Source organism: Rhodococcus sp. ARP2 (assembly GCF_001029585.1).
GTDB lineage: Bacteria > Actinomycetota > Actinomycetes > Mycobacteriales > Mycobacteriaceae > Rhodococcus_F > Rhodococcus_F erythropolis.
Map to the genome: position 1 here is coordinate 73,506 of NZ_LEKE01000001.1, position 25,447 is coordinate 98,952.

23 protein-coding genes, 1 tRNA gene and 1 other RNA gene are annotated in these 25,447 nt (G+C 63.9%); 16 read left to right on the top strand and 9 right to left on the bottom strand.

The genetic code is table 11. The features are described from left to right. Nucleotides 1–33 precede the first annotated feature (33 nt). The gene (aceE, locus tag ABX74_RS00375) at nt 34–2,889 is read right to left on the bottom strand and encodes a pyruvate dehydrogenase (acetyl-transferring), homodimeric type (RefSeq protein WP_047887974.1); all 2,856 of its coding nucleotides are present in this window, start codon (nt 2,887–2,889) and stop codon (nt 34–36) included. A 380-nt stretch (nt 2,890–3,269) separates the two neighbouring features. On the opposite strand from aceE, the gene ABX74_RS00380 reads away from it, so the two are divergent. From ABX74_RS00380 to ABX74_RS00405, 6 genes are all read left to right on the top strand, one after another. Next, a complete protein-coding gene (locus ABX74_RS00380) occupies nt 3,270–3,683 on the top strand; it encodes a hypothetical protein (protein ID WP_223257791.1) in 414 nt (137 codons plus the stop codon). A gap of 177 nt (nt 3,684–3,860) precedes the next feature. Next, on the top strand, nt 3,861–4,286 hold the full coding sequence (locus tag ABX74_RS00385) for a DUF3052 domain-containing protein (protein ID WP_003941575.1): 426 nt from the start codon (nt 3,861–3,863) through the stop codon (nt 4,284–4,286). A gap of 35 nt (nt 4,287–4,321) precedes the next feature. Next, nucleotides 4,322–4,786, top strand: a complete 465-nt coding sequence (locus ABX74_RS00390; protein ID WP_003941619.1) for a peroxiredoxin — start codon at nt 4,322–4,324, stop codon at nt 4,784–4,786. Nucleotides 4,787–4,818: 32 nt separating this feature from the next. Next, a tRNA-Val gene (locus ABX74_RS00395) sits at nt 4,819–4,890 on the top strand. A 93-nt stretch (nt 4,891–4,983) separates the two neighbouring features. Beyond that, nucleotides 4,984–5,208: a hypothetical protein gene (locus ABX74_RS00400; protein ID WP_003941648.1), complete on the top strand. Its 225-nt coding sequence runs from the start codon at nt 4,984–4,986 to the stop codon at nt 5,206–5,208. Nucleotides 5,209–5,273: 65 nt separating this feature from the next. Continuing rightward, nucleotides 5,274–6,293, top strand: a complete 1,020-nt coding sequence (locus ABX74_RS00405) for a cobalamin biosynthesis protein (protein WP_082148436.1) — start codon at nt 5,274–5,276, stop codon at nt 6,291–6,293. Here ABX74_RS00405 and ABX74_RS00410 read toward each other — a convergent pair. From ABX74_RS00410 to ABX74_RS00420, 3 genes are read right to left on the bottom strand one after another with little or no spacing between them, the layout of a single operon-like run. Next, nucleotides 6,234–7,172 carry an SURF1 family protein gene (locus tag ABX74_RS00410; protein WP_047887975.1) on the bottom strand — a complete coding sequence of 313 codons (939 nt, stop codon included), beginning with the start codon at nt 7,170–7,172 and terminating at the stop codon, nt 6,234–6,236. The genes ABX74_RS00405 and ABX74_RS00410 overlap by 60 nt on opposite strands. A 48-nt stretch (nt 7,173–7,220) precedes the next feature. Continuing rightward, nucleotides 7,221–7,712 (bottom strand): low molecular weight protein-tyrosine-phosphatase, encoded by a 492-nt coding sequence (locus ABX74_RS00415; RefSeq protein WP_047887976.1) that lies wholly within the window; start codon nt 7,710–7,712, stop codon nt 7,221–7,223. Then, a complete protein-coding gene (locus ABX74_RS00420) occupies nt 7,699–8,394 on the bottom strand; it encodes an HAD hydrolase-like protein (RefSeq protein WP_019748958.1) in 696 nt (231 codons plus the stop codon). Before ABX74_RS00420 ends, ABX74_RS00415 begins: the two co-directional genes overlap by 14 nt. A gap of 56 nt (nt 8,395–8,450) precedes the next feature. Between ABX74_RS00420 and cobC the strand changes: the two genes are divergently transcribed. From cobC to ABX74_RS00440, 4 genes are all read left to right on the top strand, one after another. Continuing rightward, nucleotides 8,451–9,485, top strand: a complete 1,035-nt coding sequence (gene cobC / locus ABX74_RS00425; protein ID WP_047887977.1) for an Rv2231c family pyridoxal phosphate-dependent protein CobC — start codon at nt 8,451–8,453, stop codon at nt 9,483–9,485. Then, a complete protein-coding gene (locus ABX74_RS00430; RefSeq protein WP_019748956.1) occupies nt 9,482–10,615 on the top strand; it encodes a Nif3-like dinuclear metal center hexameric protein in 1,134 nt (377 codons plus the stop codon). Before cobC ends, ABX74_RS00430 begins: the two co-directional genes overlap by 4 nt. Before the next feature lie 108 nt (nt 10,616–10,723). After that, nucleotides 10,724–11,461, top strand: a complete 738-nt coding sequence (locus ABX74_RS00435) for a zinc ribbon domain-containing protein (RefSeq protein WP_020908144.1) — start codon at nt 10,724–10,726, stop codon at nt 11,459–11,461. Then, nucleotides 11,458–12,582 (top strand): bifunctional RNase H/acid phosphatase, encoded by a 1,125-nt coding sequence (locus ABX74_RS00440; RefSeq protein WP_020969918.1) that lies wholly within the window; start codon nt 11,458–11,460, stop codon nt 12,580–12,582. Before ABX74_RS00435 ends, ABX74_RS00440 begins: the two co-directional genes overlap by 4 nt. Before the next feature lie 28 nt (nt 12,583–12,610). Here the strand turns inward: ABX74_RS00440 and ABX74_RS00445 are convergent, their stop codons facing one another. Both ABX74_RS00445 and ABX74_RS00450 read right to left on the bottom strand, forming a co-directional pair. After that, nucleotides 12,611–13,846 carry an SLC13 family permease gene (locus ABX74_RS00445; protein WP_047887978.1) on the bottom strand — a complete coding sequence of 412 codons (1,236 nt, stop codon included), beginning with the start codon at nt 13,844–13,846 and terminating at the stop codon, nt 12,611–12,613. Nucleotides 13,847–13,874: 28 nt separating this feature from the next. Beyond that, a complete protein-coding gene (locus tag ABX74_RS00450) occupies nt 13,875–14,402 on the bottom strand; it encodes a DUF1697 domain-containing protein (protein ID WP_047887979.1) in 528 nt (175 codons plus the stop codon). Nucleotides 14,403–14,456: 54 nt separating this feature from the next. On the opposite strand from ABX74_RS00450, the gene rnpB reads away from it, so the two are divergent. The 3 genes from rnpB (at nt 14,457) to ABX74_RS00460 (ending at nt 16,878) form a co-directional block, all read left to right on the top strand. Beyond that, nucleotides 14,457–14,871: RNase P RNA component class A (gene rnpB / locus ABX74_RS29625), an RNA gene on the top strand. Nucleotides 14,872–15,190: 319 nt separating this feature from the next. Continuing rightward, nucleotides 15,191–15,376 (top strand): hypothetical protein, encoded by a 186-nt coding sequence (locus tag ABX74_RS00455; protein WP_007735457.1) that lies wholly within the window; start codon nt 15,191–15,193, stop codon nt 15,374–15,376. A gap of 92 nt (nt 15,377–15,468) precedes the next feature. Further along, complete coding sequence (locus tag ABX74_RS00460) at nt 15,469–16,878, top strand: RNB domain-containing ribonuclease (RefSeq protein ID WP_047887980.1); 1,410 nt, start codon at nt 15,469–15,471, stop codon at nt 16,876–16,878. Nucleotides 16,879–16,882: 4 nt separating this feature from the next. Here the strand turns inward: ABX74_RS00460 and pip are convergent, their stop codons facing one another. From pip to panB, 3 genes are read right to left on the bottom strand one after another with little or no spacing between them, the layout of a single operon-like run. Further along, entirely contained in the window at nt 16,883–17,866 is a 984-nt protein-coding gene (gene pip / locus ABX74_RS00465) for a prolyl aminopeptidase (protein WP_047887981.1), read from the bottom strand. Beyond that, nucleotides 17,866–18,306 carry a hypothetical protein gene (locus ABX74_RS00470; protein ID WP_020969914.1) on the bottom strand — a complete coding sequence of 147 codons (441 nt, stop codon included), beginning with the start codon at nt 18,304–18,306 and terminating at the stop codon, nt 17,866–17,868. The genes pip and ABX74_RS00470 overlap by 1 nt, the downstream gene beginning before the upstream one ends. Before the next feature lie 51 nt (nt 18,307–18,357). Next, the gene (gene panB, locus ABX74_RS00475; RefSeq protein WP_003941624.1) at nt 18,358–19,209 is read right to left on the bottom strand and encodes a 3-methyl-2-oxobutanoate hydroxymethyltransferase; all 852 of its coding nucleotides are present in this window, start codon (nt 19,207–19,209) and stop codon (nt 18,358–18,360) included. Nucleotides 19,210–19,416: 207 nt separating this feature from the next. On the opposite strand from panB, the gene ABX74_RS00480 reads away from it, so the two are divergent. From ABX74_RS00480 to ABX74_RS00490, 3 genes are all read left to right on the top strand, one after another. Next, complete coding sequence (locus ABX74_RS00480; RefSeq protein WP_047887982.1) at nt 19,417–20,988, top strand: alpha/beta hydrolase; 1,572 nt, start codon at nt 19,417–19,419, stop codon at nt 20,986–20,988. A 107-nt stretch (nt 20,989–21,095) separates the two neighbouring features. Further along, entirely contained in the window at nt 21,096–22,436 is a 1,341-nt protein-coding gene (locus ABX74_RS00485; RefSeq protein ID WP_003941637.1) for a glutamine synthetase family protein, read from the top strand. Next, nucleotides 22,433–25,447: a bifunctional [glutamine synthetase] adenylyltransferase/[glutamine synthetase]-adenylyl-L-tyrosine phosphorylase gene (locus tag ABX74_RS00490; protein ID WP_019748946.1), complete on the top strand. Its 3,015-nt coding sequence runs from the start codon at nt 22,433–22,435 to the stop codon at nt 25,445–25,447. The genes ABX74_RS00485 and ABX74_RS00490 overlap by 4 nt, the downstream gene beginning before the upstream one ends.

Sequence of the window (25,447 nt, forward strand, 5' to 3'; positions counted from 1 at the left end):
TGTTTTCGATCGCTGGGACTGTTGCCCTACGACTTAGGCGCTACCGGTGTCCCCGGTCTGCTCGGGAGCAGCATTCACGTCGTCGATGCGGTATCGGCTCGCTGCTTCGACGGCCTTCGACCGCTCGATCGATCCTTCCTTCGCCAAACCGATCAGCACGGCAACGACGATGGACTCGGCATCGACGTTGAAGTAGCGACGCGCTGCAGTGCGTGTGTCGGAGAACCCGAACCCGTCCGTGCCGAGCGTGGTGTAGTCGCCGGGAACCCACTGACGGATCTGATCCGAGACCGCCCGCATCCAGTCCGAAGCCGCGACGACAGGGCCTTGTGCCGAGGACAACGCCGTGGTGACGAACGGAACCGGAGCATCCTCGGACGGATTGAGCAGCGCCTGACGTTCGCATTCGACGCCTTCGCGGCGCAGCTCACCCCAGGACGTGACCGACCAGACGTCGGCCGAGACGCCCCATTCGTCGGCGAGCAGCTTCTGCGCACGCAGACCCTCGGGCATCGCGACACCGGATACGAGGATCTGTGCCTTCGGGCCGGCTACTTCGGACGTCTTGTAGAGGTAGATGCCCTTGAGCAAGCCCTCGACGTCGAGACCTTCGGGCTCGGCCGGCTGAACGTACGGCTCGTTGTAGATGGTCAGGTAGTAGAAGATGTTCTCGCCACCGAAACCGTCGACGCCCTCGGTGCCGCCGTACATGCGGCGCAAGCCGTCCTTGACGATGTGCGCCAACTCGTACGAGAACGCGGCGTCGTACGTGACAGCGGCCGGGTTGGTCGATGCCAGGAGCAGCGAGTGTCCGTCGGCGTGCTGGAGACCTTCACCGGTCAGAGTGGTACGACCGGCGGTCGCGCCGAGAACGAATCCGCGAGCCATCTGGTCGGCGGCCGCCCACAGGCCGTCGCCGGTGCGCTGGAAACCGAACATCGAGTAGAAGATGTACAGCGGGATCATCGGTTCACCGTGGGTGGCGTAGGACGTGCCGACTGCGGTGAACGATGCCGTCGAACCGGCCTCGTTGATGCCCTCGTGCAGGATCTGGCCGATCGGGCTCTCCTTGTAGGCGAGCATGAGTTCGGCGTCGACAGAGGTGTAGAGCTGTCCGTTGCGGTTGTAGATCTTCAGCGACGGGAACCACGAGTCCATACCGAACGTGCGGGCCTCGTCCGGAATGATCGGCACGATCCGCTTGCCGATCTCCTTGTCGCGCAACAGTTCCTTGAGGATGCGCACGATCGCCATTGTGGTGGCGACTTCCTGCTTGCCCGAACCCTTGCGGATGACGTCGTACGTCTTGTCCTCGGGGAGCTTGAGCGGAGCAGCGTCGGTGTTGCGGGAAGGCAGGAACCCGCCGAGTGCTTTACGACGGTCGAGCATGTACTTGATCTCGGGAGCGTCCGCGCCCGGGTGGTAGTACGGAGGCAGGTACGGATCCTTCTCGAGCTCGGCATCCGAGATCGGGATGTGCTGCATGTCGCGGAACGCCTTGAGATCGTCCAGCGTCAGCTTCTTCATCTGGTGTGTGGCGTTGCGGCCCTCGAAGTGCTTACCGAGGGTGTAGCCCTTGATGGTGTGCGCCAGGATGACCGTCGGCTGGCCCTTGTGTGCCATGGCCGCTGCGTAGGCGGCGTGGACCTTGCGGTAGTCGTGGCCACCGCGCTTGAGGTTCCAGATTTCCTGGTCTGTGAGGTCCTTGACCAGTTCCTTGGTGCGGGGGTCACGTCCGAAGAAGTGATCGCGTACGAACGCGCCGTCGTTGGCCTTGTACGTCTGGTAGTCACCGTCCGGCGTCACGTTCATCAGGTTGACGAGTGCGCCGTCGCGATCGGCGTGCAGCAGCGCATCCCACTCGCGACCCCAGACGACCTTGATGACGTTCCAGCCGGCACCGCGGAAGAACGATTCCAGTTCCTGGATGATCTTTCCGTTGCCGCGGACCGGGCCGTCGAGGCGCTGGAGGTTGCAGTTCACGACGAACGTGAGGTTGTCGAGGCCTTCGGTTGCCGCGACGTGAGCGAGGCCGCGTGATTCGGGCTCGTCCATTTCGCCGTCGCCGAGGAATGCCCACACGTGCTGATCGGTGGTGTCCTTGATGCCGCGGTCGTTGAGGTAGTGGTTGAACCGGGCCTGGTAGATGGCGTTCATCGGGCCGAGGCCCATCGAGACCGTCGGGAACTCCCAGAAGTCGGGAAGCAGCCGCGGGTGCGGGTAGGACGGCAGTGCTCCGCCGAAGTCGGCGTGGGACTTCTCCTGGCGGAATCCGTCGAGCTGTTCCGCGGGGATGCGGCCCTCGAGGAAGGCGCGTGCGTAGATGCCGGGGGAGGCGTGACCCTGGATGAAGATGTGGTCGCCACCGCCCGGGTGGTCCTTGCCGCGGAAGAAGTGGTTGAAGCCGACTTCGTACAACGCTGCCGAGGATGCGTAGGTGGAGATGTGACCGCCGACGCCGACGCCCGGTCGCTGCGCGCGGTGGACCATGATCGCGGCGTTCCAACGGATCCAGGCGCGATAGCGGCGCTCGACCTCTTCGTCGCCGGGGAACCACGGCTCGTTTTCGGTCGGAATCGTGTTGACGTAGTCGGTCGAGGTGAGCGCGGGGAGTGCGACGTGCTTCTCACCGGCGCGTTCGAGCATGCGGAGCATGAGGTAGCGGGCACGCGTGGGTCCGGATCGATCCAGAAGTCCGTCGAATGATTCGAGCCATTCGGTGGTCTCGTCCGGATCGATGTCCGGCAGGTACGACGCAACACCTTCGCGAATGACGCGAACGCGACCGTCGGTTCCCCCCGGCGTGTTCGACGCGGGCGAACCCGACTCGCCGGCAGCGCCGGAATCGGCGTTCTGCCCGGACGCGGGACCCTGGATCAGGTCAGACAACGTGTGCTCCTCATTGGTTTGGGGACGCGTGGTGGGGCGTCCTTACATAGGTGATCGAGGCCTTGTTAGGTCCGACGCACTTCCATCGTGAATATGGCGCGTACCTCATCTTTCACCATCCCGGTCGGTCCGGCACACCTCGCCTCTGGTTACTCTCGGGTAGCGTTTTTCGGCGTGACGCAGGGGTGTGATGGTTCCCCGTAGTCACAGGCTTGGGGGATCGATCGGAACGTATGAAGGGGTGGGAAAAAATAAACAAAGAAATCAATTACGGCAGGGTCGGGGCGTGGGTCTCGGTCGGATCGATCGCAGTGGGACTGTCGGTGATCGTGGGATGTTCGGCGGCGGTGACCGGATCGGCAGTACCCAATGAAGCGCACGTGGCTGCATACCAATCCGAGGTGAGTATTTCGATGGCCGCCGCGTCCTCGTCGAAAGCGGCGGCAGATGCGGCAGAGGCAGCTTTCGCGATCTGTGAGGAAGCGGTCTCTCGATCGAAAAACGACGTGGTCGCGTTCAATGCCTACGTCGACGCCGGAAATCATGGTGAGACCGACCTGAGAGCCGAAGCAAGCGCTGCTGCTTCGTCGGCCAGGGACACCGCCTCGTGGTTCGACTCGGTCGCGAGTGAACTTCCGGCGCAACTTTCCGGACTGTTCGACGAATTGGCCGCGAACCTACGTTCATCTGCAGTCGTGATCGAGAGTGATCATTCGGCGGATGAAATCAATTCGATCAGCGATACGAGCAATTCGATTCGCAAGTCGATCTTCGATGAATGTGGATCCCTGTGACCTGCGGTAATCCGCAGGCGTAAGGTTCGCCGTGTGTCAGAAGACGATCTTTGGTGAAAGTTTTCGGCGTGGTCGGCTTGCGCTAACGCCTCAGACCATGTTCGCTTTCCCTAATTGATCGTCAAACGGTAGGTGTGCGGGGTCGCCACACACCATCAACAAAAGGAGGACCCCACCGTGGTCGCCGCGGCGGATGCCCAGAACTACGCTCAGAAACTCGGGATTACCACTGACATGGTGGTGCAGGAACTGGGCTGGGATGAGGATACCGACGACGGCATTCGTGCCGCGGTTGAGGAAACCATCGGCGGGGAAATGCTCGACGAGGATTCCGACGAGGTCATCGACGTCGTGCTGCTGTGGTGGCGCGACGAGGACGGTGACCTGGTGGATGCCTTGATGGATGCCATCGGGCCCCTCGCCGACGAAGGCTTCGTGTGGGTTCTCACTCCCAAGACCGGTCTCGACGGACATGTCGAGCCCAGCGAGATCGCCGAATCGGCGCCGACTGCCGGCTTGACGCAGACATCGGCAGCCAACCTCGGTGACTGGTCGGGAAGTCGACTGGTTCAGCCGAAGGCTCGTCCGGCCAACAAGCGCTGACCCGGCCCTTTCCGCACTTTCCCAAGGAATTGCACATGCCTCTCGAAGTTGGTGCCCAGGCACCGGATTTCACCTTGAAGGACCAGAACAACCAGGAAGTCTCGCTAGCAGATTTCCGCGGTAAGAAGAATGTTCTGCTGGTCTTCTATCCGTTGGCCTTCACCGGGACTTGTCAGGGGGAACTCTGCAAGGTCCGTGACGAGCTTCCGAAGTTCGAGAACGACGACACTGCCATTCTCGCGATTTCTGTCGGTGCTTCGCCGACTCACAAGATCTGGTCGGCTGAGCAGGGATACACATTTCCCTTGCTGTCGGACTTCTGGCCGCACGGTGAAGTCGCTCAGAAGTACGAGGTGTTCAACGACAAGTTGGGCTTCGCGAATCGTGGCACCTTTGTCATCGACAAAGACGGAATCATTCGTTTTGCCGAGATGAACGGCCCCGGAGAAGCCCGTGACCACGGACTTTGGGCAAACGCGCTTGCCGCGCTAGAGTCTTAGAGCACTCCCGGTGAGGGTCTCACCGGGAGTTCGGGCGTGTAGCTCAGTGGTAGAGCTCTGGTTTTACACACCAGCGGTCGGGGGTTCGAAACCCTCCGCGCCCACCGAAGAATTCAAACCCCGATCTGCATGTCGACGCAGATCGGGGTTTTTTCATTTTCGGCAACGAATTGTCCGCAATACGCCATTCTGGACGCATGTCCAGTTCTGTGATCGAAGTAGCCGTCGACCCGACGCGCGTGCATCCCACCCGTCCGCACATACACATCGCCGAGATGCCCAGTCTCAGTGTTGCGTTGTTCCCGGGGCAGACGATCCGGGTTCGTTCCCAAAGCGACGCACTGGCGACCGGGATTGCCCGAGTCTGGGAAATCAACCGAATGCACCGCTTGATCTACCTGACGATCGACTGGGACGGGTAGATATCAGCTCGGGCAGACACGTGACGGTTGGCCAGAGAACGAGCGTCGCTGCTACAACTACGCTCGTGCAGATTTCGGTTCGTTCGTCCCAATCTCGATTCAATGCGCGAGCTGCCGGGCTTCTCCTCGGCTTCGTTGCGGATCGGGCTTTCGCCGATCCGGGGCGGTTCCATCCGGTCGCCGGCTTCGGAACCGCGGCTATCGCGCTGCAGAAGATGTCCTACCGGGACTCGCGCGGAGCCGGAACACTTCATGTCGCCGTGCTCTTGGCCGGCACCGCAGGACTTGGGCTCGCAGCCGAAGCAGCGTCGCGCCGGGCCGGTTGGGTGGCCGTCACGGGTACGACGGCGATAGCTACCTGGGCCGTGCTCGGCGGGACGTCGCTTGCACGCACCGGCATCGACATGGCCGCTCGATTGGAGGCGTCACAGGTCGACGGCGACCTGACGAAAGCGCGTGAGCTACTTCCTTCACTGTGCGGACGCGATCCCTCGGTGCTGGGCGAGGACGGCCTCACGCGTGCAGCGCTGGAGTCGGTTGCCGAGAACACCTCGGATGCAACCGTCGGCGCAGTGTTCTGGGGTGCAATTGGGGGCGTGCCAGGTCTGTTCGTCTACCGCGCTGCCAACACACTCGACGCGATGATCGGGTACCGCTCCGAGAAGTACCTCAGATTCGGGTGGGCTGCGGCGAGGTTCGACGACCTGGTCAACATCGTCCCCGCTCGGCTGACAGGTGCGCTGACGGCTGCGTGTGCACCGGTGGTGGGCGGCTCGGTTCAGGAATCACTGGCAGCGTGGAAACGCGACGCAGCGGCTCATCCAAGCCCCAATGCGGGCGTCGCGGAAGCGTCGGCGGCAGGGGCGTTGGGCATTTCGTTGGGTGGTCGGACCGAGTACGCGCACGGGGTGGAGATGCGTCCCGTCCTCGGCCGCGGGCCTGTGCCGACGCCGAACGATCTGCGCCGCGCGGCGAGGCTTTCGTCGGCGGTGCAGATCAGTGCAGCTGTGGTGTCAGCGGGTATTTCAGCGGGTATTGCCGTATCGATCGGCAAGTTTGGCTTCCTGCGCCGTGAGCGGCACTGATTCCGGCTCGGGCTTCTTGCGACGGCTGAAGGTTCGAGCCGGTTCGCCGGGGGGTGCGGCAGGCGCGGACACTGCCGCTTCCGGGGTCGTCTCGGCAGCGGCGTCGTCGGCTGCGAAACCGTCCACAGCTGCTTGAACTGCCTTTTCCTTGCGACGTTCGCGCCACTCGGCGCGAATGAAGTAAGCCAGTCCGAGCGGCGCCATGATGCCGAACGCCAGCCATTGGAACCCGTACGAGAGGTAGGGGCCCGCGTCGAGTTGGGGGAGCGGGATCGTGCCGAGACCGCCGGGCTGGTCGGGTTCGAGTTGGATGTACGCGTCGATCAGGTCCGTTCCGATGAACTCGCCGATCGGCTGTGCGTCGATGGAGTAGACCTGCTTCGCGCCGTCCTCGAACATCGGAACTCGGCCGGGAGCAGTGCCTTCCGACAGGCGCACACGGCCGTTGAGAGTGACCGGATCGGTCGGCGGCGCAGCGATGGGCGGTGCCTCGGCGCCGTTGATCGGCCGAACGTATCCGCGATTGACGAGGATCGTGCGGCCGTCGTCCAGGCGGAAAGGCGTCAGGATCTCGTACGACGGCGCGCCCTCGATGGACTGCAGGCGGACGAGGATATCGGCGTCGGGCAGATAGGTACCTGCCGCGGTGATGTTTCGCCATTCGTCGTCCGGTGCGATCGTCGAATCGGCGATGACATCACCGATCGGCACGGTCTCCGCGTTGATCGAGTTCGAGATCAGATCATTGCGGTGCTCGGTCTTCGTGTTCTTGCCGAGCTGCCACGGAGCGAGCACGGTGAAGCACAGGTAGGCGAAGAGCCCGACCACAGCTGCCAGTACCAACCAACCGGGCCGCAACAGGAATTTCAGTCTTCGCACACGTCCACGGTATCCGTTGCCCGAACGGGAGTGAATTTTGCTCCGGGTTCAGGCTCGCTCGCGGATCCAGTCGAGCATGTCGGGAATGGCCGCTTCGATCTGGTCTCGAACCAGTTCGAAGTCCTCCTGATCCCCGTAGTACGGGTCCGGAACCGATTCTCCGTCCGCCTCGGGGTCGAACGATCGCAGTAGGCGCCGACGCTCGGTGGGCACGCCGAGATGAGCAAGCTCACGTTCGTGCCCGGTGTCGAGGGCGACGACAAGATCGGCGGCGAGATGATCTGCATTGACCTGCGCGGCGCTGTGGCCCGTCGGATATCCGGCCGCTCGGAGCACGACGTTGGTCCGCTCGTCGGCCTCGCTACCGGTGTGAAACCCCTCGGTACCGGCGCTGCTGACACGCACCCGGTCGGCAAGGCCTTCACGGCCCAGATGCGCGAGCAAGATCTTTTCGGCCATTGGTGACCGGCAGATATTGCCGGTGCACACAAACGTCACGTGGAGTGGTTCAGTCACACGGAGTGGTTCAGAGGCGGCCATCGAGAAGTCCTCCCAGTTCGGATGCCGACGATACGGAGCGAAACGCTTGCCGCGCTTCCTCGGCGGAACCGTAGCCCCATTCGACGACGACGGTGGGGATGCCGTACTTCGCGGCGCCGAGCACGTCGTGATCACGATCGCCGATCATGAGTACGTCGGGGGTTCCGCCGTCGGCGGCGAGGACGGGAGTGATCCCGAGTGAAGTCAGCGAGTGCGCGATCACATCGGGTTTCGCCCGACGAGTTCCGTCGTCACTTGCGCCGCCGATGAACTCGAAGTGCTCGGCCAGGCCGAAATGCTCGAGGATGCGAATGGCGAATCGCTCCGACTTCGAGGTGGCGACGGCCAGTCGGGTGCCGCTCGCGCGAGCCTTACCAAGGACGACGTCCATACCCTCGTACACCGAGTTCTCCTGCCACCCGGTCGCGTCGTAACGCTCGATGTACGCGGCGATCGCCCGATCCACGTCCGCCGGGGCCATGCCGAGTGACCTGAAGGTATCGACCATCGGCGGGCCGATCACCGATGCCAACATCGCTTCCGTCGGCTCCGGATGGCCGACAGTTGCCAACGCATGTCGGAAGCCGCCGTGAATGCCGGGAGCGGAATCGGTGATGGTTCCGTCCAGATCGAACAGAACTACAGGAAAACGGTCGAGGGGTGGTGTCGTCACGGCACTCATTGTCCCGGACGGCAGGGGTGATGTCCGCGCACGGTGCTCGACCGTAGGCTGACCGGGTGAGTACCGGAACGGTTGACCTGGAGAGCTTGCGACATCACGGCGATGTCGAAGTGGAGCCCGGGTTACTCGATTTTGCCGTCAACGTTCAAGGCTCGGGCCCACCGGAGTGGTTGCGGGATCGGCTGGCCGCAGGGCTGTCGACGCTCGGTTCGTACCCGTCGGCTGCAGCGGAACTGAAAGCCCGCGAAACCGTCGCGCAGCGGCACGGGCGCCGGCCCGAAGAGGTGTTGTTGCTCTCGGGTGGTGCCGAGGGATTCGCGATGCTGCCGCGCCTGGGCTCTCGTTCGGCAGCGCTGATCCATCCGTCCTTCACCGAGCCGGAACTGGCGCTGCGAGAGGCCGGTGTACCGGTGACGCAGGTGATTCTGGAGCCGCCTTTCGAGCTTCGGGCCGCGCAGGTACCAGAATCCGCGGACCTCGTCGTTCTGGGCAATCCGACCAATCCGACGTCCGTGCTTCACCCCAAGGCCGATGTGTTGGAGTTGCGTCGGCCGGGCCGGATCCTGGTGGTGGACGAGGCATTCGGCGACGCGATCCCCGGCGAAGCGGAGAGCATCGCAGGTGTCGAGTCGGCGGATGTACTGGTGCTTCGGAGCCTGACCAAGACGTGGGCACTGGCGGGATTGCGGTGTGGGTACGCGATCGGCTCTCCGGATCTTCTCGCTCGACTGGCTCAGGGCCGAGCCCACTGGCCATTGGGCAGTCTGCAGATCGAGGCCATCACGGCCTGCTGCGAACCGTTCGCGGTCGACCAGTCGAGGATCAAAGCCGAATCGATTGCCACAGACCGCCAAGACATGTCCCGGCGACTGACCGAGATCGGGATTGCCGTGCACGAACCCGCTGCGGGGCCGTTCGTGCTCATCGACGTCCGCGACGGCGCCTCGATGCGAGAGCACCTGCGTGCCTGCGGTATCGCCGTCCGCCGGTGCGACACCTTTCCCGGACTCGGGCCCGATCAGTTGCGCGTTGCCGTCCGTCCAGCCGAGCAGGTCTCGGTACTGATCGAAGCGATGAAGGAGATCTTGTGAGCGGCCCAATTCTTGCGGACGTCATAGCCGTGCTGGAATCTGCTTATCCGCCCGCCCTGGCGGAATCGTGGGATTCGGTCGGTCTGGTCTGCGGCGATCCTGCGGACGCGGTGACGAGAGTGGTTTTCGCGGTGGATCCGACCGAGGCAGTGGTCGACGACGCCATCGCCTCCGGTGCCGACCTTCTGGTCGTTCACCACCCACTTCTGCTGCGTGGGGTGGACACCGTCGGTGCTCACACACCCAAAGGTGCGTTGGTCCACAAGCTCATCAAGGCGGGGTGCGCACTGTTCTCGGCGCACACCAATGCGGACTCCGCCGACCCTGGAGTGTCCGACGCGTTGGCGCAGGCTCTGGGCCTGACCGTGCTGCGCCCGATCGAACCCAAGCCGACGCAGCCGCTCGACAAGTGGGTCGTCATGGTTCCGGTGGAGAATGCATCGGCCGTGCAGGATGCACTTTTCGAGGCCGGGGCTGGGCGGATCGGCGACTACAGCCAGTGCAGTTGGACGGTCACCGGTACGGGTCAGTTCTTGCCAGCCGACGGTGCGAATCCGACGATCGGGACTGTCGGCGCTGTGGAGCAGGTTCGCGAGGATCGTGTGGAAGTGATTGCCCCGCGCGGAAAGCGAAGTGCGGTGTTGGGCGCATTGCGTGCCGCCCACCCGTACGAGGAACCAGCCTTCGATGTCTTCGAACTCGCAGCGTTCCCCAGTTCGCTCGGTCTGGGGCGGGTGGGTGAGCTCGAGCACCCCGAAACATTGCGAGAGTTCACGGCGCGAGTGGCGCGCTCACTGCCCTCGACCGAGTGGGGTGTTCGCGCTGCCGGAGATCCGGACGCGACCGTTCGTACCGTGGCGGTGTGCGGCGGTTCCGGCGACTCGTATCTGGACGTGGTGGCGGCGCTGGGCGCCGACGTCTACGTCACTGCGGACCTGCGGCATCATCCCGCGGACGAGCATCTTCGTGCCGGTGGCCCGGCACTGGTCGATGTCGCCCATTGGGCTAGTGAATACCCGTGGTGTGCGCAGGCGAAATCGGTGCTCGACGCCGCGTTTGCCGACAATCCGGGGTGGGAAAGCCGGGTTTCGACAATTCGCACCGATCCGTGGTGTTTGAGTGCGCATTAGTGCAGCGCTCTGCAAGGTACGGTTGCACGAACAATTCAAGAGCAGTTCTTCGAGAGCCGTCCTTCGCGAGCACTGCCGACATCGGACTTACAGCAGGAGTTATACAGCGTGAACGTCGAACCACAGGTGCAATCCAAGCTTCTCGACCTCGCCGGGGTGGATGCTGAGCTCACTCGGATCACCCACCGACGCGGAGCGCTTCCCGAGCAGAAGGAAGTCGAACGTCTCGAGGCCGAGCGAATCAGCCGTAAAGATGCGTCCGTAGCCGTCGAAATTCAGATCGACGACATCGATCGCGACATCCGCAAGCTCGAAGGCGAGGTCGACGCGGTTCGTCAGCGCGAGGATCGTGACCGCACTCTGTTGCAGAGTGGGTCGGTCGGGGCGAAGCAGCTCACCGAACTCGAACACGAACTCGGCAGCCTGGTCAGGCGTCAGGGGCTCCTCGAGGACGAGTTGCTCGAAGTGATGGAGCAGCGTGAGGCGTTGCAGGCCGATCACGATCACGCCGGTGCCCAGCTGTCCCAGGCCGAAGAAGAGCTGATCGACGCCAAGCGTCGCCGCGACGACGCCGTCGCCGATCTGGACAAGGCGCAAGAGCGTTGCGCCGCCGATCGTGAACGACTTGTCGGTGAATTCCCCGCCGATTTCCTTGCTGTCTACGAGAAGCAGCGCACCCTGGGCGGACCGGGCGCGGCGCTTCTGCAGGCACGCCGATGCGGCGCTTGCCGGATCGAGATCGACCGCGGCGAGATCTCCCGAATCGCCGCGACACCGGCCGACGTCGTCGTTCGTTGCCCAGAGTGCAATGCAATCATGGTGCGTACCAAGGAGTCCGGTCTGTGACTCCCACGCAGGTCATCGTCGAGGCCGACGGTGGATCACGCGGCAACCCCGGCCCGGCCGGCTACGGCGCCGTGGTCTTCGACTCCACCCGCTCGGTGTTGGCTGAACGCAAGGAAAGCATCGGAATTGCGACCAACAACGTCGCCGAGTACCGCGGGCTGATCGCAGGGTTGGCCGCTGCCGGTGAACTCGGAGCGTCGACGGTCGACGTCCGTATGGACTCCAAGCTGGTCGTCGAGCAGATGTCCGGGCGCTGGAAGGTCAAGCACCCGGACATGATTCCGCTGCAGCGACGCGCAGCCGAGTTGGCGACGCAGTTCTCGCGAGTGACCTACACGTGGATTCCGCGCGGCGAGAATTCTCATGCCGATCGTCTTGCCAACGAGGCGATGGACGCTGCTGCCGGCATCGAAACCGCGGCCCCCGCACCAGCTGCACCCGCCGCGCCGTCAGAAGAGACGTCGGAACCGCAGATCGCCGGCTCTCCGGGATGGATCGCCACCACCGGCAAGCCGACACGAATGTTGTTGCTACGTCACGGACAGACAGCGATGTCGGTCGATCGCCGCTACTCCGGACGCGGCAATCCTGAGCTCACGGAATTGGGCCGCGCGCAGGCCGCCGGCGCGGCTGCACGCTTCGGGAACCGCGGCGGTATCGACGCCATCGTCTGCTCACCCCTCGGCAGAACCCGTGAGACGGCAGAGGCATCGGCCCGCGTGCTCGGTCTTCCCGTCGTCGAGCACAAAGGTTTGATCGAAACCGATTTCGGCGACTGGGACGGACTCACCTTCCGCGAGGCAGCCGAGCGCGATCCGGACCTGCATCGCGAATGGCTCTCGGACACTTCTGTGCGCCCACCCGGCGGCGAGAGTTTCGACGAGGTACGAGAACGAGTCGTCGCCGCGCGTGACGACCTGATCTCGACCTACGGCGGCGCGACGCTGTTGGTCGTTTCTCACGTCACCCCGATCAAGACGTTGGTGCAGCTGGCCCTCGATGCCGGGCCGTCGTTGCTGTACCGGTTGCATCTGGATCTGGCGTCGCTGAGTATCACCGAGTTCTATCCAGACGGGGGAGCCTCGGTCCGGTTGGTCAACGACACGTCACATCTTCGCTGAAATGCCCCGACTGCTGATCAGCCGTTGATCAGATCACCAACCACAGGGCGCTCACGGCGGCGAGCAGCGTCAGTGGCGTCGTGATGACCCCGAGCAGAGTGAACGTCGCCAGCGTGGGCGGTGTGCCCGCGCTGGTGGCAACTCGTCGCCAGAGCATTGTCGCGAGAGAGCCCACGTAGGTGAGGTTGGGCCCGAGGTTGACGCCGATCAACATCGCGAGCACCAGGCCTGGAGGTGCTCCCGTCCCGAGCGCCGCGATCATCAGCAAGGTTGCCGGCAGGTTATTGACGAGGTTGGACGCGAGCGCGGCGACCACGGCGACGAATAGCAGTGATCCGTAGCTGGTGTCGCCTGGCAGGATCTGCGCAATCCATTCTCCCACCGGCCCGTTCGCGACTCCGGCGACGATGATCCCGAGAACCAGGACGAACGCGCAGAACCAGAGGTCGGCAGCGTAGAGCATCTTGGCGGCGGTCGTACGGTGCCGAGCCAGAGCGATCGCTCCCAGAACACTCGCACCCACCACAGCGATCCAGGCGGGCTCGATCCCGAAGAAACCCGAAACCGCGAAACCGACAAGCGTCAGTCCGATCACCGCCAGCGGCAGACTCGGCGCAGGCGAGGAAGTTTTACTTGCCGGTGGCTCTGTGTTTTCCGAGCGGACGAGTTCGGAACGGAAGAACAGTCGGAAGATCAGATATTCGACAGCGATCGTCACGACCCACGGCAACGCCATCAATGCGGTGAAGTGCAAGAACGTCAAACCTGTTGCAGCAAAAGCGATGAGGTTGGTCAGGTTCGACACCGGCAGGAGCGTCGACGCCGAGTTCGACAGGTGCGCACTGGCATACGAATGGGGCCGCGGACTTGCTCCGATGGATCGTGCGGCCGCGATCACTGCGGGTGTCAGAAGTACGACGGTGGCGTCGAGGCTCAGGACCGCCGTGGTCAGGGCAGCCGCGCCGAATACGTAAATCAGCAACCGGTGCGGATCGGCGAGGGATTTTTGCTGCAGGATCTGGCTGACCCAGCGAAAGACGCCGAGAGCGTCCGCGGCATGAGCGAGAACCAGCACGGCAACCAGGAAGACGACGGTGGGTGCCATGCTCGTCAGTTCTTCGCGGGCTTCGTCGAGAGTGACGACACCGGTCAGGAGAACGACGACAGCTGCCGGCCCGGCGATGACGATCTCGGGAAGCCCACGTGGACGCACTATCGCGAAGACGAGGACGACGGCGACGAGCAGGATCGGTAGAAGAGTCACGCGCTGGTGCTCCGTGTCGGGGCAAGCGTCATTTGAGCAGTTTGTAGAGCGTGTTCAGGTTTCGGGTTGTGGTGAACGCCTTGAACTTCGGTTTTCCGGTGTTCCGGCCGAACGCGCTCTTGACGGTCTGCCCCTTCTCGACCTCCCAGTACAGGACTCCGTCGCCGGCCACCACGCGTTCGACCGAGGCATCGAGTTGCGCTGCCGCAGCACTCAATTCCTCGAGGATTTCCGGCTCGGAGGCAACCATCGCGTAAGCATGCCAACCCTCGCGTTCTCGGTCGAACGGGTAGTTGTCCACGATCGCTTGCAGTGTCGGAATGTCGAGGACGAATACCCAAGCCTCGTAGCCGAACTCGCGGGCGAGGGCGGATTCGATCTGTTTCTTCAGCGACGGGATGTCGGTGCTCGGACTGTCGAACAGAACGTTGCCCGAGGCCAGGACGGTTTTCACGCCTTGGAATCCGAGGTCGCCGAAGACTCTCGCGAGGTCCGCCATCTTGATGTTGATGCCGCCCACGTTGATACCGCGTAGCAGGGCCACGTACCGAGTCATAAGGTGACCATAGTGCCGGCCACCGACAGGCGCCCGGTAGCATACGGGGGCGGACGAGTTGGCCGGGCGGCCGCGGCTTCTGGAACCAGCGTGTACCACGCACAGGCCTGGGGCCGAGGAAAGTCCGGACTCCACAGAGCAGGGCGGTTGTTAACGGCAACCCGAGGCAACTCGCGGGACAGTGCCACAGAAAACAGACCGCCTGCCTTTCGAGGCAGGTAAGGGTGAAACGGTGCGGTAAGAGCGCACCAGCACCTCGGGTGACCGGGGTGGCTAGGTAAACCCCGCCCGGAGCAAGGTTGAAGGTCGCATCGCTCGCGGTGCGGCTGCGCAGGTGTTCGAGGGCTGCTCGCCCGAGCCTGCGGGTGAACCGCTCGAGGCACCCGGCGACGGTGTGCCCAGATGGATGGTCGCCACTCGGCACTTCGGTGCCGCAGGACAGGATCCGGCTTACACGCCGACTCGTCCGCCCGCGATCTGCACAGTGAGAAAAGAAGACCCCCACCGGATCGGTGGGGGTCTTCTTTTGTTCGAAAAGCTGTCAGACAGGCTTGATGACCAGCAGCGTAGCCCAGTACGTTGCCGCGTCATGGCCCATGAGCGGGAGGAGGTAATCGTAAAGAATTGCGGACATGCGCACTCCATTTTCTGTTCGTAGCTTGTGTTGGGCATTCAAGCAGAACTCACCGTTCGAATGTCCGGTTCTCACCTGCCAGGCCAAGTAGAAAGAATATCAGTCTCACAGCGATCTACAAGCTTCTATCTCACTCTGATGTCACACTGTGGATATGACTGATGAAGATCGACTCTGGTACTTCGACGTGTCCGACGGTTCCGTCACGCAGGGAAAGGGCGCGTCCTCGTTGACGAGGATGGGGCCGTACCCTGATCGGGACTCTGCCGAGCATGCATTGAAGATCGCTGCCGAACGCAACAAAGCCGCCGATCGGGCAGACGAAGACTGGAACAACTGAGACTTGGAACAACTGGGACTCGAACAACTGGGACCGGTACAGCAGCTACACCGGCCCGAACCGATCGTGGAGGATGCGTGCCCGCAAGTCGAATGATGGTGCAGGGAATCGACTTCGGAGTGGTTCGGGCGGAGTTCGACTTGCCGGGAGCATTCTCGGCCGCGGCGCAGGCCGAGGCCGAGAATGCCGTGGATCGTTTCGGTGCCGGGCGTGTCGACGAAACGGGTATCGCCTTCGTGACCATCGACCCTCCCGGATCGATGGACCTCGACCAGGCAGTGCACATCGAGAAGACCTCGACCGGGTACGTCGTGCACTACGCGATCGCCGACGTCGCGGCGGTGGTGACGCCGGGCGGTGCGCTCGACGTCGAAACCCGCAAGCGTGGCCAAACCTTCTATCTCCCGGACGGTTCCGTTCCGCTTCATCCTCGGGCGTTGTCGGAGGGATCGGCGAGTCTGCTGCCGGACGTGGTTCGCCCCGCCGCACTGTGGCGTATCGAGTTGGACGCCCAGGCCGAGCCCACGTCATGGCAGGTGAGACGCGCTCTGGTGAAATCGGTGGCGCGTCTGGATTATTCGACCGTGCAACGTGACGCCGACGCGGGCACCTTGCATCCGTCGATCGCCGCACTACCGGAGTTCGGACGATTGCGCAGTGCCTCGGCGGTTGCCAGGGGCGCCATCGAGCTGAAACTGCCCGAGCAGTCAGTGGTTCGGGATCAGCCAGAGGGCGAGTCCTCGGCTCGCTGGCGGATCGAGCTCGAGCCACGCACCGAAGCGGACGACTGGAACGCAGAAGTGTCGCTGCTGACCGGGATGTGTGCCGGCCGCATGATGATCGACGCAGGTATCGGGCTGCTTCGCACGCTGCCGCCGGCCGAGGAGTCCGCGGTTCGCACCCTGCGGAGAACTGCAGTGGCGCTGGGTATCACGTGGCCGGAGGGTCGAAGCGTCGGGCAGATTCTTGCCGGACTCGATTCCAACGAGCCGTCGACGATGGCGCTGATGTCGGTTGCGCCGTCGTTGCTGCGCGGCGCAGACTACGCGGCCTTCGACGGCCAGCTACCGGAGTTGACGGTGCATGCGGGGATCGGAGCGCCCTACGCTCATGTGACGGCTCCACTGCGCCGGCTGTCCGATCGCTTCAGCACCGAGGTGTGTCTGGCGATCACAGCTGGTACGCCGGTACCGGAATGGGTGCGCACCGCCCTTCCCGAGTTGCCCGACATCATGAGTGGGTCCGACTCACTGGCGAACAAGGTCGACCGCGCGTGCATCGATCTGACCGAGTCCACGCTGCTCGACGGTCGGGTCGGCGAGGTCTTCGACGCGGTGGTGATGCGCGCCAAGGACGGAAAGCGCTCGGCGGAAGTGTTTGTCCCGTCGGTCGCAGTGATTGCGAAATGCGTCGGAACGCCCGATGACGGTGAGCGCGCAAAGGTGCGACTCACCGCCGTCGACACGGTCAAACGGACGGTGGAATTCACGTTCCCGGCGTAGGGCGCTACCGGTACGAATCGGTGGCTTCCACCAAGTGATGTGCGATGCCGGGCTCCATCGCGGAGTGTCCCGCGTCGTCGACGATCACGAGCTTGGATTCGGGCCACGCCTTGTGCAGCGCCCAGGCGCTGGTGGCGGGGCAGACGACGTCGTAGCGGCCCTGGACGATCGTCCCCGGAATGCCGTGCAGTGCGGAGCTTTTGCGTAGGAGCTGACCCTCGTCGAAGAATCCGCCGTTGACGAAGTAGTGGTTCTCGATACGAGCGAAGGCCAAGGCGAACCTGGTCTCGGAGTTCTGTTCGATCTTGTCCGCCTGGGGGTACAGGTAGCTCGTCGATCCTTCCCAGGCCGACCAGGCGATCGCTGCCCGGGCTGCGACGTCGGGGTCTTCGGAATGGAGCAGTTGGTGATAGACCGCGACGAGGTCTTCGCCGCGCTGCGCCTCGGGTACCGGTTCGAGGAATTTGTCCCAGCGCTCCGGGAAGATGTTTCCCGCGCCGCCGTTGTAGTACCAGTCGATCTCGCTACGACGCAGGAGAAAGATCCCGCGCAGAACCAGTTCCGTGACGCGCGTGGGAAACGTTTCGGCGTAGGCGATGGAAAGCGTGGAACCCCAGGACCCCCCGAATACCATCCACTTGTCGATCGAGAGATGTTCGCGCAGGGCTTCGATGTCGGCCAGCAGCTTGTCCGTGGTGTTCACCGACAGGTCGGCGCCGTCGGCAACGTGCGGGGTGGATCGCCCGCAGCCGCGCTGGTCGAGTAGAACGATGCGGTATGCGGCCGGATCGAAGAACTGGCGTACCGCCGGTTGTGCACCGCCACCGGGGCCACCGTGCAGGAACACCACCGGCTTGCCGTCCGGATTTCCGCTGACTTCCCAGTACATGCTCTGGCCGTCACCGACGTCGAGGAAGCCGATGACAAAGGGTTCGATCGGGGGATAGAGACTCCGCAGAGCCGACGGCGGTGCTGACGTTTCGCTCATCAGAAGCCCACCAGCCCGGAGGCGAGATCGGGGATCTCGAGTGCGGAAATCGCGCCGCCCCGGACGTCGGGGCACGCGGCCGAGGTTGCCGCGTCGATGCTTTCGCGATTTTGGGCGAGATCGAGCAGGTTGATGCCGTTCTGCGTCGCCCACGTGATGACGATCGTGTTCAGTCCGCCCTTGCCGAGCGTCGGGGTGACGGTCCGCCAGTTCTGCAGCTGCCCTTCCATATCCGAACACAACTGCTGGACCTGAGCGTCGGTGAACGTCGAACCGGACGCGGAGGTTGTTGCCGGCGCCGTCTTGGTGGAACTCGCGGGCGTAGTGCTGCTGGGCGCGGGAGAGTTGGTGGACCCTCCCGCGCATCCGCTCAGCACCGTGACGAGAGCTGCCGCGCCGACTACAGCTGCGGCAGTAGAACTTCGACGGTTACCGATCATTGAACGCACCCCTGGCTGGTTGAGAGACAGGCGGCGTTCGCCGGTCTCGGATCAGAAACTGTGTTCTGCGGCCGGGAAAGCGCCAGTGCGAACTTCTGATGCATAGGCTGCGGCTGCGGAACGCAGTTCGTCACCGACGTTACCGAAACGCTTGACGAACTTGGCTGTCTTACCGCTCGTGTAACCCGCCATGTCCTGCCAGACGAGTACCTGAGCGTCGCATTCGGAACCGGCCCCGATGCCGACGGTGGGGATGGTGAGTTTGCGGCTGACCTGGCCCGCAATCTCGGCCGGAACCATTTCCATGACGACGGAGAACGCCCCGGCTTCCTGGACTGCAATGGCGTCCGCCACAAGCTGCTCGGCCGCGTCGCCGCGACCCTGGACGCGGAATCCGCCGAGCGAGTTCACGCTCTGCGGGGTGAATCCGACGTGAGCCATGACGGGGATGCCGGCCGAGGTGATAGCCGCGATCTGCTTGCTCATCCGTTCGCCGCCCTCGAGTTTGACGGCGTGCGCGAGGCCTTCCTTCATGAACCGTGTCGCAGTCGCAAGGGCCTGCTCGGCGGAACCCTCGTAGGTGCCGAAGGGGAGGTCGGCGACGACGAGTGCGTGCGGGGCGCCGCGAACCACGCCACGCACGAGCGGGAGCAGTTCGTCGACGGTGATCGGCACGGTGGTGTCGTAGCCGTAGACGACGTTGGCGGCAGAGTCGCCGACGAGCAGCACCGGGATGCCTGCGTCTTCGAAGATGCGTGCCGTGGAGTAGTCGTAAGCGGTGAGCATCGACCAGCGTTCGCCGTTCTGCTTCATCTCGGCGAGGTGGTGAATGCGCGTCTTACGCTTCGGTGCATCGGTAGAGCTTGCAGTGGGTACAGAACCATAGAGAGGTGTTTCGGACATCGTTGTCCCTTTCTGGCCTCGAGGCCCTGAGCGTTGATCGCCTTCGGGTCCCCGGGTGTGGGTGATGACGTGTTCAGTCTGCCACCGGACATCGCCGACACGAATAGTTGACGGGGTGCAATGGGTCACATCGCCGCGTGCCTGTCAGTTAGGTGCCGAACCGAGGCGAACCGCTGGCTACCGAGGTTTCCTGGCACCATCAATGGCATGTCGAAGTTCGTTCGCCTCTCCGGTGCCCTCGCCGGAAGCGCAGCAGTGCTCGTGTTGGTTGTCGGTTGCACCAGTTCGGAAGGCACGCCCGAATCAGTGGAACCTGCTGGTTCTGCCGCGTCCGCGGTGCCGTCCGGCCTCGAGAAATTCTACGAGCAGACGCTCGACTGGGGGTCGTGCGACCAATTTGTCGAAGAAGGAACTGCGCCGCTGGGGCGTGGGGTCGACTGCGCCGAGGTGAGCGTTCCCGTCGACTACGCGAATCCGAACGGCGACACCGCGAAGGTGGTGATCTCGCGTTCGAAGGCAACCGGCGACCGCATCGGCTCACTGTTGCTGAACCCCGGCGGGCCGGGTGGGTCCGGGCTGTCGATGGCGACATCGGGTTCGGGCACCGAACTGCAGGAACGTTTCGACATGATCGGCTTCGATCCGCGGGGGATCGGGGCATCGACCCCGCAGGTTCGGTGTTTGACGCCGGAGGAGACCGACGCGGAGCGTGCGGAGGTCAACGTCGACATGACGCCGGAGGGCATCGCTCTCGCCGAGGCGGACAGCAAGGACTACGCCGCCAAGTGCGCTGAGCGGACCGGTACGGAGTTCCTCGCTCATGTCGGTACCTACGAGGTGGTGCGAGATATGGACGTCATTCGGGGCGTTCTCGGCGATCCGAAGATGAACTACCTCGGGTTCTCGTACGGGACCCGGCTCGGATCCACGTACGCGGAAACCTTTCCGCAGAACGTCCGAGCGATGGTCCTCGACGGCGCGCTCGACCCCGAGCAGGATCCGGTCGACGAAGTGGTCTTGCAGGGGCAGGGCTTCCAAGGCGCGTTCGACGCCTTTGTCGCCGACTGTGTCTCGCGAACGGATTGCCCGCTGGGTGATGATCCGGCGCAGGCGCGGGCACGCTTTCAGGCACTCGTCGATCCGTTGATCGAGAAGCCGGCACAGACCACCGATCCGCGCGGGCTGAGTTATTCCGACGCGATCACGGGCGTGCAGCAGGCTCTGTATTCGCCACAGTTGTGGACGCCGCTGCGTGGGGGTCTGTCGAGTCTGGCCGACGGACGCGGCGACTCGCTGCTCAATCTCGCCGACATGTACGAAGGCCGTGAGGATGACGGCAGCTACTCCAACATCAACGACGCGTTCAACGCCATTCGCTGCGTGGACGATCCGGCAACCACCGACCGCGCCGAGGCCGGCGAATCCGACACTCGGTACCGCGAGGCGGCGCCGTTCCTCGACGACGGCCGCGGGACGGGTCAAGCGCCGCTCGACCTGTGCGCGTTCTGGCCCGTTCCGGCTACCGGCAGCCCCCACGCCCTCGACCCCCAGGCGCTCGCCGATGCCGGCCTGCCTCAGTTGGTCGTCGTCTCCACGACGCAGGATCCGGCAACGCCGTATCAGGCCGGAGTGGATCTCGCCAAGCAGTTGGGCGCTGCCCTGATCACGTTCGACGGAACCCAACACACGGTGGTTCTGGACGGAAACTCCTGCGTCGACGATGCCGTCGTCGACTACTTCGTTTACTTGAAGGCACCGGAAGAGGGTCTGACATGTTAACCGGCGCGACGCCGTACGCTGCGCCTATTCGATGGTGACCAATCACTCTGTTAACCGGGACCACTGATGTAACACAGATTTAACGTGGCTTGCTTAGTCTCGCGTGCATGGATCGCCAAAAAGAATTCGTGCTTCGTACCCTGGAAGAGCGCGACATTCGGTTTGTCCGCTTGTGGTTCACCGATGTTCTCGGGTACCTCAAATCGGTGGCGATCGCCCCCGCCGAACTCGAAGGCGCCTTCGAGGAGGGAATCGGATTCGACGGTTCCGCCATCGAGGGATTCTCACGAGTCTCCGAAGCCGACACCGTCGCTCGGCCCGACGCCTCGACATTCCAGATCCTGCCGTGGGCCCACAAGGACGGTGCGCAACATTCCGCGCGCATGTTCTGCGACATCACGATGCCCGACGGTTCGCCGTCGTGGGCCGATCCGCGCCACGTACTGCGTCGCCAGTTGAGCAAGGCCAGCGACTTGGGCTTCAGCTGCTACGTCCACCCGGAAATCGAGTTCTTCCTTCTGGAGAACGGCCCGATCGACGGCACTCCGCCGATCCCGGCCGACTCGGGCGGATACTTCGACCAGGCCGTGCACGATTCGGCTCCGAATTTCCGCCGCCACGCCATCGACGCACTCGAGTCGATGGGCATCTCGGTCGAGTTCAGCCACCACGAGGCCGCGCCGGGTCAGCAGGAGATCGATCTGCGCTACGCCGACGCGCTCTCGATGGCCGACAACGTCATGACGTTCCGATACGTCGTGAAGGAGGTCGCGATCGGTGAAGGTGTCCGGGCGAGCTTCATGCCCAAGCCGTTCAGTGATCAGGCCGGCTCCGCGATGCACACCCACATGAGCCTGTTCGAGGGCGACACGAACGCCTTCCACAATCCTGACGATCCGATGCAGCTCTCCGAGACCGGCAAGGCGTTCATCGCCGGCATCCTCGAGCACGCCAACGAGATCAGTGCGGTCACGAACCAGTGGGTCAACTCGTACAAGCGACTCGTCCACGGGGGAGAGGCGCCCACTGCTGCGTCGTGGGGCCCGTCCAACCGATCGGCTCTCATTCGCGTCCCGATGTACACGCCCAACAAGGCGTCCTCGCGCCGCGTCGAGATCCGAAGCCCAGACTCGGCCTGCAACCCGTACCTGACTTTTGCGGTCCTGCTTGCTGCCGGTCTTCGCGGCATCGAGAAGGGCTACACCTTGCCGCCCGAGGCAGAAGACGACGTGTGGTCGTTGACCTCCGCCGAGCGCCGCGCCATGGGTTACAAGGAACTGCCGAGCAACTTGGACAGCGCTCTGCGCGAGATGGAGAAGTCGGAACTGGTGGCCGAAGCACTCGGCGAACACGTCTTCGATTTCTTCCTGCGCAACAAGCGTCGTGAGTGGGAGGAATACCGCAGCCACGTGACGCCGTTCGAGCTCAAGACCTACCTCGGTCTGTGACGGTGAAACCGCCCGCTGCGAGATCAGCAGTTCCAGGACCGGGTCGACTCGGGCTGGTCGAGCCCACCGCTGCCGACGAGTTGCGTCAGCTCGGTTGGGTCGACGCCGAGAGCATCGAACTCTTGTGGTCGCTTTCGCGTGCCGCGAATGCCGACCTCGCTCTGCGCACCCTTGTGCGGATCAAGGACGGGCTCGACGACGGGTGGCGCGAACTCGATCAGGCATTGCGCAAGGACAAAAGCCTGCGAGGCCGCTTGTTCGCACTCGTGGGTGCGTCGTCGGCCTTCGGCGATCACCTGGCCGCGGATCCGATCGGCTGGAAATTGCTCGACGGAACCGCTCTGCCGACCAAGGACGAGGCCACCGCAGCGTTGCTCGAGGCCGTGGGCGCCACCCTCGACGAGGGCGCTACCGAAGGCTCGCTGACCTACCGCGCCACCCTGACCGGGCCGGAAGCTGTTGTTGCTCTGCGTAAGAGCTACAAGGACCAGCTGATGCTGCTGGCTGCGGCTGATCTTGCGGCGACCGTCGAGAACGAACCAGTAGTGCCCTATCAGACTGTGGGTCACCAGCTTTCCGATCTCGCGGACGCTGCCCTGACCGCCGCACTGGCGGTGGCTATCGCAACGGTGTGTCCCGAGGGCAGTTGTCCGATCCGGCTCGCCGTGATCGCCATGGGCAAATGTGGTGCGCGCGAGCTGAACTACGTCTCCGACGTCGACGTCGTGTTCGTCGCCGAACCGGCCGATGCGACGGCCAGTCGCGTTGCCGGCGAGATGATGCGTATCGGTACTTCCGCATTCTTCGAGGTCGATGCTGCGCTGCGCCCCGAAGGCAAGCGCGGAGAACTGGTTCGCTCCCTCGAATCCCACATCACGTACTACAAGCGCTGGGCCAAGACCTGGGAGTTCCAGGCACTGCTCAAGGCTCGTCCGATGACCGGCGACATGGAGCTCGGTCGCCAGTACTCCGAGGCGATGAGCCCGATGGTGTGGATCGCCTCCGAGCGCGAGGACTTCGTCCCCGAAGTCCAGGCCATGCGTCGACGCGTCGAGGAAATGGTTCCCCCCGAACTGCGTGAGCGTGAACTCAAACTCGGCCGCGGAAGTTTGCGCGACGTCGAATTTGCCGTCCAACTCCTGCAATTGGTGCACGGGCGCGCCGACAGTTCGTTGCATGTCCAGAGCACGGTCGATGCACTGACCGCATTGGCGGCGGGTGGATACGTCGGCCGCGACGACGCCGCCAACCTGACTGCGTCGTACGAATTCCTGCGCCTGCTCGAGCACCGTCTGCAGTTGCAGAAGCTCAAGCGCACACACACCCTGCCGCCGCCGGACGACGAGGAAGCGCTGCGTTGGCTGGCCCGCGCCGCGCACATGCGGCCAGACGGTCGGCTGGATTCCCTGGGAGTCCTGCGCGCCGAGATCAAGCGGAATTCGCATCGGATTCGCCGCCTGCACGCCAAGTTGTTCTACCGCCCGCTTCTCGAATCGGTGGCGCGGATGGACAAGGAAGCACTTGTCCTGGGACCAGAAGCCGCGGTTCGGCAGTTGGCCGCTCTGGGTTACACGGCGCCCGAGCATGCTCTCGGACATCTGACTGCACTGACGAGTGGCGCTTCACGCAAGGGTCGCATTCAAGCGCTCCTGTTGCCGACTCTGCTCGAATCACTCGCGGACACACCGGATCCCGATGCAGGTCTGCTCGCTTACCGCAGGCTCTCGGACGCGCTCGTCGACCAGACGTGGTTCCTGCGCCTGCTCCGCGACGAGGCTGCGGTGGCCGAGCGTCTGATGACCGTGCTTGGCTCGTCGGCGTACCTACCCGACCTGCTCATCAAGGCTCCCGACGTGATTCGCTTGTTCGCGGATTCGCCGAGTGGACCGCGCCTTGTCGAGCCGAAGCCCGAGGACGTCGCTCGCGGAATACTCACCGCCTCCGGCCGACACAGTGATCCCAATCGTGCTGTTGCCGCGGCCCGCTCGCTGCGGCGACACGAACTTGCGCGCATCGCGTCGGCCGACATCCTCGGCATGCTCGATGTTCCCGCCGTCTGCAAGGCGCTGTCCTCGGTGTGGGCCGCGGTGCTCAATGCATCGCTCTCCGCGGTGATCAAGGCCAGCGTCACCGAACTCGGGACCGAGGCGCCGGCCAGTTTCTCCGTCATCGGCATGGGCCGACTCGGCGGCGGCGAACTCGGCTATGGATCCGATGCGGACGTGCTGTTCGTGTGCGAACCCCGCGAGGGCGTCGACGAGACCGTTGCGGTCAAGTGGGCCAACAGCATTGCCGACAAGGTGCGCAAGCTTCTCGGGGCACCGAGCACGGATCCTCCGCTCGAAGTCGACACCGGATTGCGTCCGGAAGGCCGCAACGGACCGATGGTTCGCACGCTCGAGTCGTACGACGCGTACTACGCGAAGTGGGCTCAGGCGTGGGAGATTCAAGCGCTGCTTCGTGCGCACCCGGTTGCCGGTGATCCTGAACTGGGACTGCGGTTCCTGCACATGATCGACAAGACGCGCTACCCCGAAGGCGGCGTCAGTGACGCGGCGGTGCGCGAGATCCGGCGCATCAAGGCGCGCGTCGATTCCGAAAGGCTCCCGCGCGGAGCCGATCCGGCGACGCACACCAAACTGGGTCGCGGTGGCTTGGCCGACATCGAGTGGACTGTGCAACTACTGCAGCTGCGCCACGCCGACAAGATCGAGTCGCTGCACAACACATCGACGCTCGAGACTCTCGACGCCATCGGCGCCGCGGAACTGCTCAGCGAAGGTGACGTCGAACTGCTGCGTGACGCCTGGATCACCGCGACGAAGGCACGCAACTGCCTCGTTCTGGTGCGAGGCAAGCCGACCGATCAGCTTCCCGGCCCGGGCCGTGTTCTCGCGGCGGTGGCGCAGGTTGCCGGATACGGCGACGACGCAGGGGAGTTCCTCGACAACTACCTGCGCATCACGCGACGGGCAAAAGCTGTGGTGGAGAGGGTCTTCGGCGGGGAGTAG